The following is a 13,820-nucleotide window of genomic DNA, read 5'->3' as shown; positions in this document are numbered from 1 at the left end:
CGCGCAGATTAAGACGCTGGCGTTACACAACTATGACAGCCGCGCCCGCTCTGGGGCGCGGTCTGCAAAGGCTCGTTTAGTCCAGTTTCAGCCAGATCGGCGCGTGGTCGGAGGGTTTTTCCATGCCACGCAGCTGATAGTCGATGCCAGCGTCGGCAACTCGCGCCTGCAACCCCAGGCTGGCCAGGATCACGTCGATGCGCAGGCCGCGCTTGGGCACGTCCTCGAAGCCACGGCTGCGGTAGTCGAACCAGCTGAACTGATCATTCACCGCCGGATGCAGCTGACGGAAGCTGTCACTCAAGCCCCAGGCCTTGAGGCGCGCCAGCCATTCACGCTCCTCGGGAAGGAAGCTGCATTTGCCGGTTTTCAGCCAGCGCTTGCGGTTGTCCTCACCGATACCGATGTCACAGTCCTCCGGCGAGATATTGATATCGCCCATCACCACCAGCGCCTGTTCCGGGCTGAACTGGCTCTCCAGCAGCTGTTGCAGGTCGGCATAGAAACGCTGCTTGGCCGGAAACTTGGTGGGGTGATCACGGCTTTCGCCCTGAGGGAAGTAGCCGTTCATCACCGTGATCGGCTGGCCGTTGGCATCGGCAAAGCGGCCCCAGATAAAGCGGCGCTGGGCATCCGGCTCGTCACCGGGAAACCCCTTGTGCAGCTCCAGCGGCTTCTCGCGAGAGAGCAGGGCGACGCCGTAATGGCCCTTCTGCCCGTGGTAGTGCACGTGATAGCCGAGCTGGCGTATCTCCGCCTCGGGGAACTGCTCGTCAGACACCTTGGTTTCCTGCAGGCCGATCACGTCCGGCTGGTGCGTCTCGATCAGCGCCTGCAGCTGATGGGGGCGGGCGCGCAGGCCATTGATGTTGAAGGAAACGATCTTCATGGGGCAGTTCCGGGTCAAAAAGAGGGCGATGCTAGCCCAGTGGCCGGCCAGCCGACCAGTGTCATGGCACGGGGCCAGGGTGCCTGCTAGTGTCAAGTCTGACCCATAAACACAACAACAGAGGTCCTGGCGATGACGCCGATAACCGCCGAAGTCCATTTGCTCGATCATGGGTACAGTCGCGAGGCCCGTTCACTGCTGTACCACGCCTACCGTCACGAACCCACCTACGCCTACCTGTTCGAATCTGATCGTCCGGGTTTCGACCAGCGTGTGCGCGCCACGGTGCGCGAGCTGGTGGAGCAGCACTTTGCAGAGGAACTGCCGGCCATCGGCCTGCTGATCGATGATCGTCTGGTCGGCATGGCGCTGATCGCGCCGCCGCAGCGGCGCATGGACATCACCGAAAGCTGGGGCTGGCGCCTGCGCATGCTGCTGACCACCGGTTTTCGTTGCACCCGGCGCTACCTGGACTATCACGAAGCCGTGCTGGCCTGTCTGCCACCGGGACCCTTCCACGTGCTGCCACTGCTGGGCGTGCACCCCGAATTCCAGGGCCGCGGTCTGGGTGAGCAGCTGATTGGCGAACTGCACCGCTGGTGCGCCGAAGACAGCAGCTCCCAGGGGGTGGTGCTGGATACTGGCGATCCGCACTACCTCGCCTATTACCAGCGCCTTGGCTATGAGGAAATCGGCGAGGTGGCGATTGGGCCGATCCGCCAGCATGTGCTGTTCCATGCCAATCCGCCGGCCACCTGGCAGGCCAGTGCCTGAGTCACAAGGCGAAAAAGAAAAGCCCCGCAGGTCGGGGCTTTTGTCTGTCAGGCATGTTTTACTGCACACTCTAATTCCGACTCCAATACAAGGATATTCTCCATGGCAACCGTCACTCTGGGTGGTAACCCGGTCGAAGTCGCTGGTCAGCTGCCGCAACCGGGCCAGCAGGCACCGGCCTTTTCTCTGGTCGGCGCGGACCTCGCCGATGTCAGCCTGGCGAGCCTGGCCGGCAAGCGCAAAATCCTCAACATTTTCCCGAGTGTGGACACCCCGACCTGTGCCACTTCGGTGCGCACCTTCAATGCCAAGGCCAGTACCCTGGCCAATACCGTGGTGCTGTGTATCTCCGCCGACCTGCCGTTTGCCCAGAAGCGGTTCTGCGGCGCCGAAGGTCTGGACAATGTGGTCAACCTGTCGACCATGCGCGGTGCCGAATTCCTCAAGGATTACGGTGTCGCCCTGGCCAGCGGCCCGCTGGCGGGTATTGCCGCCCGCGCGGTGCTGGTGCTGGATGAGCAGGGCAAGGTCCTGCACAGCGAGCTGGTGGCCGAGATCGCTGATGAGCCCGATTATGAGGCGGCTCTGCGCGCGCTGGCGTAACCAGCCAAGTTGTACTGACGGCCTGCCTTTGCAGGCCGTTTTTCTTTGTCTGGTGAGGGTTTACACAAACCTTGCAAAGGTAAAAGTTGGGTAAATGACTTCGCCTTGTTGTCGAGATTGTTTATCGTTCGCGCTCATTTTCACTGGATCTGCCCATGCTCCGTTCCCTCGCCAGCCGTTTTCTGAAGTTGCCCAGGCCGTTGCAGGCTGTGCCTGTGGTCGTTGTTGCCGCCGCCCTGTGGTGGGCTTGGCCAGTCGATTCGCTCAGTGACAAGGGTGCGCAAGCTGGCCCGGCGGGTCCGGGTGGCCCCGGTGGCCCCGGTGGCCCGCGCGGTCCGGTGCCGGTGCGCGTGGCTCCGGTGGTGCAGGCCGATTTCGCCGTCTATGAAAAAGCGCTGGGCACGGTGACGGCGCTCAACACGGTCAATGTCCGCGCCCGTGTCGGCGGCGAGCTGGTCAAGGTGCTGTTCGAGGAAGGGCAGATGGTCAAGGCCGGCCAGTTGCTGGCGCAGATCGATCCGCGTCCCTACGAGGTGGCGGTACAGCAGGCCGAAGGCACCTTGCTGCAGAACCAGGCGCAGCTGAAGAACGCCGAGATCGACCTGGCGCGTTACCGCGGCCTGTATGCCGAGCAGAGCATCGCCAAGCAGACGCTGGATACCCAGCAGGCACTGGTGGGGCAGTATCAGGGCACGCTGAAGAGCAACCAGGCGACCCTGGCCGAAGCGCGTCTGAATCTGCAGTTCAGCCAGATCAAGGCGCCGATCAGCGGCCGTGTGGGGCTGCGCCAGCTGGATGCCGGCAACCTGCTGGCGGCCAACGACAGCACGGTGCTGGCGGTAATCACCCAGACCCAGCCGATTGCCGTGGCCTTCACGCTGCCCGAGGGCCAGGTGCCGGCCCTGCGCGCCGCCCAGCGCAGTGGCGCACAGCTGTTGGTGGAGGCCTGGGATCGCAATGAACAGAACCTGCTGGCCAGCGGCGCGCTGCACAGCCTGGACAACCAGATCGACAGCGCCACCGGTACGCTCAAGCTCAAGGCGCAGTTTGCCAACGCCGACGAAGCCCTGTTCCCCAACCAGTTCGTCAATGTGCGCCTGCGTCTGAATGTGCTGCCGCAGGCGTTGCTGATGCCGACCGCCGCCGTGCAGTTCGGCAGCCAGGGCAACTTCGCCTTTGTCGTCGGCGAGGGCGACAAGGTGCGGGTGCAGCGCCTGCAGCTGGGCGACAGCGATGGCCGGCAGACCGTGGTTCTGGACGGGCTAAAGACCGGTGAGCGGGTGATTCTCGAAGGCACCGACCGCCTGCGCGAAGGCGACGCGGTGGACGTTATCGATGGCTTGGCGGCCCCGGCCGATCCCAACCGCGCGGCCAGTGGCGAGCGCAAGGGCCAGTCGCTCAAGCGTCCGGGGCTGGGCGGCTGATGCACCTTTCCCGTCTGTTCATCCTGCGGCCCGTTGCCACCACCCTGAGCATGCTGGCCGTGCTGCTCGCCGGCCTGATCGCCTACAAGCTGCTGCCGGTGGCGGCGCTGCCCCAGGTGGATTACCCGACCATCCGGGTGTTGACGCTGTACCCGGGCGCGAGCCCCGAGGTGATGGCCAGCAGTGTCACCAGCCCGCTGGAACGCCAGTTCGGACAGATGCCCGGCCTGCAGGAGATGACCTCCAACAGCTCCGGCGGCGCGTCGGTCCTGACCCTGCGCTTTGCCCTGGATGTGGAGCTGGATGTGGCCGAGCAGCAGGTGCAGGCGGCGATCAACGCGGCCAGCAACCTGCTGCCCAATGATCTGCCGGCGCCGCCGGTGTACAACAAGGTCAACCCGGCCGATACCCCGGTGCTGACCCTGGCGGTCACTGCCCAGACCCTGCCGCTGGCGCAGGTGCAGGATCTGGTGGACACGCGCATGGCGCAGAAGCTGGCCCAGGTGTCTGGCGTCGGCATGGTCAGCCTGGCCGGCGGGCAGCGCCCGGCCGTGCGCGTGCGGGTCAATCCCGAGGCGCTGGCTGCCCACGGCTTGTCACTGGCCGAAGTGCGCAGCCTGATCACCGCGGCCAACGTCAACCAGCCCAAGGGCAGTTTCGACGGACCCAACCGGGTTTCGACCCTGGATGCCAACGACCAACTGAAATCCGCCGAGGAATACGGCCAGCTGATTCTCAGCTACCAGAACGGTGCGGCCCTGCGCCTGCGCGATGTCGCCGAGCTGGTCGACGGCGTGGAGAACTCGCGACTAGCTGCCTGGGCCAATCAACAGCAGGCCGTGTTGGTCAATGTGCAGCGCCAGCCGGGGGCCAACGTCATCGACGTGGTCGAGCGCATCGACGCGCTGCTGCCCAAGCTACAGGCCGCGCTGCCAGCAGGCCTTGAGGTGCAGATTCTTTCCGACCGCACCCAGACCATCCGCGCCTCTATCGACGCGGTGCGCCATGAGCTGTTCATGGCCATCGGCCTGGTGGTACTGGTGACCCTGCTGTTCCTGCGCAAGCTGTCGGCCACCCTGATTCCCTCGGTGGTGGTGCCGCTGTCGCTGATCGGCACCTTCGTGGTCATGTACCTGGCCGGGTTCTCCATCAACAACCTGACCCTGATGGCGCTGACCATCGCCACGGGCTTTGTGGTCGACGATGCCATCGTCATGCTGGAGAACATCGCCCGCTACCGCGAGCAGGGCGAAACGCCGCTGGCCGCCGCGCTCAAGGGCTCCAGGCAGATCGGCTTCACCCTGATCTCGCTGACCCTGTCGCTGATCGCCGTGCTGATTCCGCTGCTGTTCATGCAGGACGTGGTGGGCCGTCTGTTCCGCGAGTTCGCCATCACCCTGGCGGTGGCCATCCTGATTTCTCTGGCGATTTCCCTGACCCTGACGCCGATGATGTGCGCGCGCCTGCTCAAGGGCGGCGGCGAGGAGCAGCCGCCGCGCTGGCTGCAGCGGCTCAATACCGGTTATGGCCGGCAGCTCGCCTGGGTGCTGGAGCATCAGAACCTGACGCTGTGGGTGGCGCTGGGCACCTTCGTGCTCACCGTGCTGCTGTATCTGGCGGTGCCCAAGGGTTTCTTCCCGGTGCAGGACACCGGCCTGATCCAGGGCGTGTCCGAGGCGCCGCAGGCCATCTCGTTCCGCGCCATGAGCGAGCGCCAGCAGGCGCTGGCGGACGTAATCCTGGAAGACCCGGCGGTGGCCAGCCTGTCCTCGTCGATCGGCGTGGACGGCAGCAACCTGACCCTCAACAGCGGCCGCCTGCTGATCAACCTCAAGCCCCATGGCGAGCGCGACGAAACCGCGCAGGAGGTCATCGAGCGGCTCAAACCCCGGCTGGCACAGGTGCCGGGCATCGAGCTGTTCCTGCAGCCGGTGCAGGACCTGTCCATCGAGGACCGCATCAGCCGTACCCAGTACCAGTTCAGTCTGCAGTCGCCGGATCAGTCACTACTGGAAGAGTGGGTGCCGAAGTTGCTGGAAGCTTTGCGTGAGCGTCCGGAGCTGACCGATGTAACCAGCGACCTGCAGGTCCGTGGCGTACAGGCCTATGTCGAGATCGACCGCGACACGGCCGCACGCCTGGGCATCAGCGTGTCGACCATCACCGATGCGCTGTACGACGCCTTCGGCCAGCGCCAGGTATCGACCATCTTCACCCAGACCAGCCAGTACCGCGTGGTGCTGGAGTCCAGTGGCGCCGCGACCCTGGGGCCCAAGGCGCTTGAGCAGCTGCATGTGCGCAGCGCCGAGGGTCAGGCGATACCACTGTCGACTCTGGCGCGAATCGAGCAGCGCCCGGCGCAGTTGCTGATCAGTCGGGTAGGGCAGTTCCCGGCCGTGACCCTGTCGTTCAACCTGGCGCCCGGTCAGTCCCTGGGCGGCGCCGTCGCGGCGATCGAGTCGGTGGAGGCCGAGCTGGGACTGTCGCTGGGCATCCAGACCCGCTTCCAGGGCGCTGCCCAGGCCTTTCAGGCGTCGCTGTCGAGCACGCTGCTGCTGATTCTGGCGGCGGTGGTGACCATGTACATCGTGCTGGGCGTGCTCTACGAGAGCTATATCCATCCGATCACGATCCTGTCGACGCTGCCCTCGGCGGCGGTCGGGGCCTTGCTCGCCCTGTTGCTGGCCGGCGAGGACCTGGGCCTGATCGCCATCATCGGCATCATCCTCCTGATCGGTATCGTCAAGAAGAACGCCATCATGATGATCGACTTCGCCCTGGAGGCAGAACGGCATCAGGGCATGAGCCCGCGTGAGGCCATCTACCAGGCGGCGCTGCTGCGCTTTAGGCCGATTCTGATGACCACCCTGGCCGCGTTGTTCGGCGCGGTGCCGCTGATGCTGGCCACCGGCTCCGGGGCCGAGCTGCGCCAGCCGCTGGGGCTGGTGATGGTCGGCGGCCTCCTGCTCAGCCAGTTGCTGACCCTGTTCACCACCCCGGTGATCTACCTGGCGTTTGACCGGCTGGCGCGACGCGCCAGCGGCAAGTCGCTGGCGGAGCAGGGCGCGTGAACCTCTCGGCGCCCTTCATCCATCGCCCGGTGGCGACCTGGCTGTGCAGCCTGGCCATCGTCCTGCTGGGCATCATCAGCTTCCGCTTGCTGCCGGTGGCGCCGTTGCCGCAGATGGATTTCCCGGTGATCGTGGTGCAGGCCAACCTGGCCGGCGCCAGCCCGGCGATCATGGCCAGCAGCGTGGCTACGCCGCTGGAGCGGGCCATGGGCACCATCGCCGGCGTGGAGCAGATCACCAGCCGCTCCAGCCAGGGCTCGACCCGGGTGATCGTGCAGTTCGCCCAGGACAAGGACATCAACGGTGCCGCACGGGAAGTGCAGGCGGCCATCAATGCCGCGCGCAGCCTGATGCCCAGCGGCATGCGCAGCATGCCCACCTACAAGAAGGTCAATCCGTCGCAGGCGCCGATCATGGTGCTCTCGCTGACGTCCAAGGAGCTGGACAAGAGCCGCCTGTACGACTTGGCCTCGACCATCCTGGCGCAGAGCCTGGCCCAGGTGAATGGCGTGGGCGAAGTGCAGATTGGCGGCAGCTCACTGCCGGCGGTGCGCGTGCAGTTGCAGGCGCAGCAGCTGGAGCAGTACGGCGTGTCGCTGGATGAGGTACGCCAGACCATCAGCGCCGCCAACCAGCGCCGGCCCAAGGGCTTTGTCGAGAACGGCGCGCAGCAGTGGCAGGTGCAGGCCAACGATCAACTGAGCAAGGCCGCCGACTACCTGCCGCTGCTGATCCGCTACCAGGACGGTCGCAGCCTGCGCCTGTCCGATGTGGCCAAGGTCGAGGACAGCGTCGAGGACCGTTACAACAGCGGTTTCTTCAACGATGAATCGGCGGTACTGCTGGTGATCAACCGTCAGGCTGGCGCCAACATCATCCAGACCATCGAGCAGATCCGCGCCCAGTTGCCGGCCCTGCAGGCGGTGCTGCCGGCCAGCGTCGAGCTGAACGTGGCCATGGACCGCTCGCCGGTGATCCGCGCCACCCTGCACGAGGCCGAGCGCACCCTGCTGATTGCCGTCGGCCTGGTGATCCTGCTGGTGCTGGCTTTCCTCGGTAACTGGCGCAGCGCGCTGATTCCGGCGCTGGCGGTGCCGGTGTCGCTGATCGGCACCTTTGCGGTGATGTACCTGGGCGGCTTCTCGCTCAACGTGCTGTCGCTGATGGCGCTGATCCTCGCCGCGGGCCTGGTGGTGGACGATGCCATCGTGGTGCTGGAGAACATCGCCCGGCATATCGACAACGGCGAGCCGCCGCTGGCCGCCGCGCTCAAGGGCACCCGCGAGGTCGGCTTCACCCTGCTGTCGATGAACCTGTCGCTGGTGGTGGTGTTCATCTCCATCCTGTTCATGGGCGGCATCGTCAACCAGATGTTCCGTGAGTTCTCCCTGACGCTGGCCGCCGCCATCATCGTGTCGCTGCTGGTATCCCTGACCCTGACGCCGATGCTCTGCGCGCGCTGGCTCAAGCCGCACCAGGCCGGTCCCGGCAACCGCCTGCAACAGGCCGGGCAGCGTCTGCAGGCACGAGTGCTGGAGGCGTATCGGCGGAGCCTGGGCTGGGCTCTGCGTCATCCGCGCCTGACCCTGGCCAGCCTCTTGGCAACCATCGCCCTGAATGTCGGGCTGTTCGTGCTGGTGCCCAAGACCTTCCTGCCGACCCAGGACACCGGTCAGCTGATCGGTTTCATCCGCGGCGACGATGGTCTGTCGTTCCAGGTCATGCAGCCGAAGATGGAAATCTTCCGCCGCGCCGTGCTCAAAGACCCGGATGTGGAAAGCGTGGCCGGCTTTATCGGCGGCAACGGCGGCATCAACAATGCCTTCATGATCGTGCGCCTCAAGCCGCGCAGCGAGCGGGCGCCGGCGCAGGCCGTGGTCGACCGCCTGCGCCGCGAGATGCCCCGCGTGCCGGGCGGTCAGCTGTTCCTCATGGCCGACCAGGACATGATGTTCGGCCGTGGTGGTGGCCGCGAGCAACGCAGTTCGGCCTACGAGTACAGCCTGCTGGCCACCGATCTGGACGATCTGCGCATCTGGCTGCCCAAGCTTGCTCAGGCCTTCAAGGAACTGCCGGAGCTGACCGCCATCGACGCCAACGAAGGCGAGGGTGCCCAGCAGGTGCGTCTTCAGGTCGATCGCGCCGCGGCCCAGCGCTTGGGCGTGGACATGGCCACGCTGACCACTCTGCTGAACAATGCCTTCAGCCAGCGGCAGATCTCGACCATCTACCAGAGCCTCAACCAGTACAAGGTGGTGCTGGAGGTAGAGCAGCGCTTCAATCAGGACCCCAGCGTGCTGCGCGACCTGCAGGTGATCACTGGCAGCGGGCAGCGCGTGCCGCTAGCGGCCTTCACCCGCTTCGAGACCTCGCTGGAAGAGGACCGCGTCAACCACGATGGCCAGTTTGCGGCAGAGAGCCTTTCCTTCGATCTGGCTGAAGGTGTCAGCCTGGATCAGGCCACTCTTGCCATCGACCGCGCCGTGGCAGCCATCGGCATGCCCAGCGAGGTGCAGGGGCGCATGGGCGGCAGCGGCGATGCCTTCCAGCAGACGCAGCAGCAACAGCCGCTGATGATCCTCGGCGCGCTGCTGGTGGTGTATATCGTGCTGGGCATCCTCTACGAGAGCTACATTCACCCGCTGACCATTCTCTCCACGCTGCCTTCGGCCGGGGTCGGTGCGCTGCTGGCGATCCTGCTGGTCGGCGGCGAGTTCAGCCTGATTTCCCTGCTCGGCTTGTTCCTGTTGATCGGCATCGTCAAGAAAAACGCCATCCTGATGATCGACCTGGCGCTGCAGCTGGAGCGCCAGCAGGGCATGAGCCCGCTGGCCTCGATCCGCGAGGCCTGCCTGCTGCGCTTCCGGCCGATCCTGATGACCACCCTGGCCGCCATTCTCGGTGCCGTGCCGCTGCTGATCGGTGGGGCCGAGGGTGCTGAGATGCGCCAGCCGCTGGGCCTGACCATCGTCGGCGGGCTGATCCTCAGTCAGATCCTCACGCTTTACACGACGCCGGTGGTCTACCTGTGCCTTGACCGTCTGCGTCATCGCTTCAATCAATGGCGCGGCGTCCGCAGCGATGCCGCCCTGGAAACGCCGCTATGAACCGCCACAGCCATCGTCTCAGCTTCATCGCCCTCAGCCTGCTGCTGAGCGCCTGCACCGTTGGTCCTGATTACCAGGCGCCGGCACTCAACACGCCCGAGTCGTTCAAACAGGTGGCCGGCTGGAAGGTGGCCGAGCCGGCCGCGCAGATGCCGCAGAACTGGTGGAGCCTGTATGGCGATGCCGAGCTCGGCGCCCTGATCGAACGCCTCAACGCCAACAACCAGAGCCTGGCCAGCGCCGCCGCCAGCTACCGCCAGGCCCAGGCCATCGTGCGTGGTGCGCGTGCCGGCTTCCTGCCGCAGATCGGCCTGGACACCGGCGTCAGCCGCGCGGGGCAGGGCGGCGGCAGCAGCACCATCGGCACCACCGAAGGGGTGAGTGTCAGTGGCGCCAACGCCGCCTCGGTGTCCAAGACCTACGAGGCCAGCCTGGGCGTGAGCTGGGAACTGGACCTGTGGGGCAAGCTGCGTCGCCAGCTGGAGGCCGATCAGGCCAGCCTGGAGGCCAGCGCGGCCGATCTCGCCGCCGTGCGCCTCAGCCAGCAGAGCCAGCTGGTGCAGAGCTACCTGCAGCTGCGTGTGCTGGACGAACAGAAACGCCTGCTCGAAGCCACGCTGGCAGCCTACGAGCGCTCGCTCAAACTGACGGAAAACCAGTACAACGCCGGTATCGTCCCCAAGTCGGATGTCAGCCAGGCGCAAAGCCAGCTGCACGGCACCCGCGCGCAGCTGATCGACCTCGAATACCAGCGTGCCCAGTTCGAGCATGCCATCGCGGTGCTGATCGGCGTGGCGCCCAGCGAGCTGAGCCTGGCGCCGCGCGCCGGGGTGCCTGACTTGCCGGTGGTGCCGGCCAGCGTGCCGTCACGCCTGCTGGAGCGTCGTCCAGACATCGCCGCCGCCGAGCGCCGGGTGATGAGCGCCAATGCGCAGATCGGTGTGGCCGAAGCCGCCTGGTATCCGGACCTGACCCTGAGCGCCAGTGGCGGCTACCGCAATGGCGGTCTGGACGACTGGTTCAGTATGCCCAACCGCTTCTGGTCGATCGGACCGAGTTTTGCCACGGTGCTGTTCGACGGCGGGCTGATCCGCTCCCAGGTGGAGCAGGCCGAGGCGGCCTATGACATCAGCGTGGCCGATTACCGGCAGACGGTGCTGACCGGCTTCCGCGAGGTCGAGGATTATCTGGTGCAGCTGGATGTCTACACCCGCGAGCTGGCGGCCCGCGAGCAGGCTCTGGAGTCGGCGCGCGAGGCCCTGCGCCTGGTGGAAAACCAGTACAAGGCCGGCACCGTGGACTACAACGCGGTGGTCAGCCTGCAGGCCAGCGCGCTGGACAGCGAACGCAACTGGCTGAGCCTCAAAGGCAACCGCCTGCTGGCCAGTGCCCAGTTGATCACCGCGCTCGGCGGCGGCTGGCAGGCGGGAGAGGAGGCAGCGTCTAGGCCTTGAGGGCCTCGCCGATGGCATAGAAGTGCCCGCCGGCCACATGGTGCAGGCTGCGCCAGGCCGGGTCTGCGTCCTCGAAGTGCCAGCGACCGTCGCGAAACACCCGGTCGTCGGCCCAGGCACCGACCACCTCGCCGATAAACAGGTCATAGCTGTCCTGGTTGTGCGGCTCGTTGATCAGATCGCACACCAGCCAGGCCGAGCAGCCGGCCACCAGTGGCACGGGCTGATCGGACAGTTCGAACAGCTCGACGCCGGCCTGGGCCAGCTTGTCCGGCGCCTCGCGCAGGCTGTGGTTGCCGACGGCGTTGACCAGCTGCAGCTGCGCCACGGTCGGCACCTGCACCGCGAAGCGCCCGCTGCCCTCGATCAGCTCGCGGGTGCTGGTGCTCTTGTCCAGCACCACCGTCAGCTTGGGCGGATCGAAATCCAGCGCGCAGCACCAGGCCGCGGCCATCACGTTGTCCACCCCGGCATGCCGGGCGGACACCAGCACGGTCGGGCCGTGATTGACCAAACGGTAGGCCTTGGCCAGGTCGACCGGGGCAAGATGGGGATTCATCGGGACTCCTTGAGTCGGTGGCTAGGGCATCAGCTGTTCGGTGTGTCACGTCGGGCCGGTTCGGCGTACCACTGCTCAGGTGGAACCCACTTGGTGTCCTTGGGGTCGGCGATGTAGTGCGGCGACATGATCTGTACCCCGTACTCGTTGAACACGTCCTGGATATTGGCATGCAGGGCCGAGAGCAGCTCCGGACGGGGCTGCTTCTGCGTGGCTGAGACGTGAACAACCAGGCGGTATTCCGGGTAGTAGTCCGACAGGGCGGTTTGCAGCACCCGTGGCGTGGGTGTGCCGAGCAGACCATCGGTCCGGCGCGCCGCTTCCAGAAGCATGGCCTCCACCTGGCGCCAGGGCGTGTCGTAGCCGATGGTGACGCTGGTGTCGAGCAGGTGGCCGGCGCCGGCTACGGCACGTGAGTAGTTCTTGGTCACAGTGCCGGTAATCATCGAGTTGGGGATGGTGAGTACCTCGCCAACGCCGGTACGGATACGGGTGGTGAACATGCCGACTTCGGTGACGGTGCCCTCATGCTCGCCGACCCTTACATACTCGCCTGGGCGCAGGGTTCGTGTGTAGGTCAGGATCAAGCCCGAGGCTGCCTGGCCGACGACACTGGAGGCACCGAGGGAAATCATCAGGCCGATCAGAACCGACAGCCCCTTGAAGGCCTCGGTGCCGGCGCCGGGCAGATACGGGTAGGCCATCGCCAGGGCAAACAGCCAGATTGCCAGGGAGGTCAGGCGCCGGGTGGGTTGCAGGGTTTCTCCATTGAGCCAGGCATCGCTGTTGCCGGGGGCCGCCATGCGCTTGAGCAGGCGCTGCACAAAGCCGCTCACCCCGCGGGCAATGAAGAAAATGGCCACGGCAATGCCCAGGCCCGGCAAGGCACTCACCACGCCATCGAACAGATAGGCAGCAACCTGCAGCAGGTAGCTGTTGAGGCTCTCGCCCCATGGCCGCGTATAGGGAAAACGCGACATGACAAAACTCAGCCACTCGTAGCCCAGCAGCAACATCAGCATCCAGCGCAGGGCGTGCAGGCTGCGGGTGACCAGCGGAAACAACTGGTTGGCATCGACCACCTGGGTGGTGCCTACCTTGAGTGCCTGGGTGTGACGCTGCATCAGTCCCGGCAGGGCCTGCAGCACGCGGGCACGGATGAAGTAGATCAGGCGGATCAGAAAGGCGAAAATCAGCGTGGCAATGCCTGAATAGGCCGCCGCGGTGAGCATGAAGCGCAGGTCACGGCTCTCCTGGGTTTCCGCCACGACCAGGCGCAGGTTTTCAGCGGCGGCTTCTGCCGCTGCCTGGGTAGAGTCGTGTTCCAGCGGGTCGGTGTCCGCGGCGGAGACGATAAAGGCCCTTCGTCCCCCCAGCAGCACGATGAAGTTGTCCTGCATCGGCTGCAGGCTGACCGACAGGTTGGCGCTCTCATCGAGCACTTCGTTGATCACTGAGCGCGCCCGCGCTGCGCGTAACGCCGGTGTTTCAGCCAGCAGGTTGCTGCGGAACACCAGGATGGTGCGGTTGGCGACTTCCAGCGCGACGGCGTGCGGCTCGGCCTCGTCAGCCGTGAATGCTTCGTCCGCCAGCAGCGCCGGGCTCCAGCCTGAGAGGCAGAACAGCAGAGCCAGCCAAGGGACAACAGACGCGTGCAGTAATTTGCGCATGATCGAGCTTCCTTCATCGCGGCTGATCATCAGCGGCGGAGATCCTTGAGTGGGCGACAACACGCCATGCCGGCATTCTGCCGGGCCCATGCCCTGGTGAGCAACGACCAGCCAGGTCAGTCTGTACGAGTTACTCGGCAGGCCGCTTCCGATCGGGCGGCAGACAGGCTATTGCCAATAGCTGTCCGCCTGCGTCAGGCGCATGTTCATGGCTTTACGCCTAGGCTTCTTGCCATAACGGATTGCGCTCCGGCTTGACCTGCATCAGG

The 13,820-nt window shown here is 65.6% G+C and carries 9 protein-coding genes; 6 read left to right on the top strand and 3 right to left on the bottom strand.

The window, feature by feature from the left end:
• Window positions 1-76: 76 nt before the first annotated feature.
• Entirely contained in the window at window positions 77-889 is an 813-nt protein-coding gene (gene xthA / locus HNP49_RS16470) for an exodeoxyribonuclease III (RefSeq protein WP_184685073.1), read from the bottom strand.
• 132 nt (window positions 890-1,021) lie between these two features.
• Between xthA and HNP49_RS16465 the strand changes: the two genes are divergently transcribed.
• From HNP49_RS16465 to HNP49_RS16440, 6 genes are all read left to right on the top strand, one after another.
• Window positions 1,022-1,663, top strand: coding sequence for a GNAT family N-acetyltransferase (locus HNP49_RS16465; RefSeq protein WP_184685071.1), 642 nt, complete (start codon window positions 1,022-1,024; stop codon window positions 1,661-1,663).
• A 102-nt stretch (window positions 1,664-1,765) separates the two neighbouring features.
• Window positions 1,766-2,266: a thiol peroxidase gene (tpx, locus tag HNP49_RS16460; RefSeq protein ID WP_184685069.1), complete on the top strand. Its 501-nt coding sequence runs from the start codon at window positions 1,766-1,768 to the stop codon at window positions 2,264-2,266.
• A gap of 155 nt (window positions 2,267-2,421) precedes the next feature.
• Window positions 2,422-3,690 (top strand): MdtA/MuxA family multidrug efflux RND transporter periplasmic adaptor subunit, encoded by a 1,269-nt coding sequence (locus HNP49_RS16455; protein ID WP_184685067.1) that lies wholly within the window; start codon window positions 2,422-2,424, stop codon window positions 3,688-3,690.
• On the top strand, window positions 3,690-6,761 hold the full coding sequence (locus HNP49_RS16450) for an MdtB/MuxB family multidrug efflux RND transporter permease subunit (RefSeq protein WP_184685065.1): 3,072 nt from the start codon (window positions 3,690-3,692) through the stop codon (window positions 6,759-6,761). The genes HNP49_RS16455 and HNP49_RS16450 overlap by 1 nt, the downstream gene beginning before the upstream one ends.
• The gene (locus HNP49_RS16445) at window positions 6,758-9,868 is read left to right on the top strand and encodes an efflux RND transporter permease subunit (protein ID WP_184685063.1); all 3,111 of its coding nucleotides are present in this window, start codon (window positions 6,758-6,760) and stop codon (window positions 9,866-9,868) included. The genes HNP49_RS16450 and HNP49_RS16445 overlap by 4 nt, the downstream gene beginning before the upstream one ends.
• Entirely contained in the window at window positions 9,865-11,322 is a 1,458-nt protein-coding gene (locus HNP49_RS16440; RefSeq protein WP_184685061.1) for an efflux transporter outer membrane subunit, read from the top strand. Before HNP49_RS16445 ends, HNP49_RS16440 begins: the two co-directional genes overlap by 4 nt.
• Here the strand turns inward: HNP49_RS16440 and HNP49_RS16435 are convergent.
• Together HNP49_RS16435 and HNP49_RS16430 are read right to left on the bottom strand one after the other, a co-directional pair.
• Window positions 11,312-11,881, bottom strand: coding sequence for a flavin reductase family protein (locus HNP49_RS16435; protein WP_184685059.1), 570 nt, complete (start codon window positions 11,879-11,881; stop codon window positions 11,312-11,314). The two genes, HNP49_RS16440 and HNP49_RS16435, sit on opposite strands and share 11 nt — an antisense overlap.
• 29 nt (window positions 11,882-11,910) lie before the next feature.
• Window positions 11,911-13,551, bottom strand: a complete 1,641-nt coding sequence (locus tag HNP49_RS16430; RefSeq protein ID WP_184685057.1) for a mechanosensitive ion channel family protein — start codon at window positions 13,549-13,551, stop codon at window positions 11,911-11,913.
• Window positions 13,552-13,820 lie beyond the last annotated feature (269 nt).

Origin of the sequence: Pseudomonas fluvialis (assembly GCF_014207935.1) — a bacterium.
Taxonomy (GTDB): domain Bacteria; phylum Pseudomonadota; class Gammaproteobacteria; order Pseudomonadales; family Pseudomonadaceae; genus Aquipseudomonas; species Aquipseudomonas fluvialis_A.
This window is presented reverse-complemented; position numbering and strand designations above follow the sequence as displayed.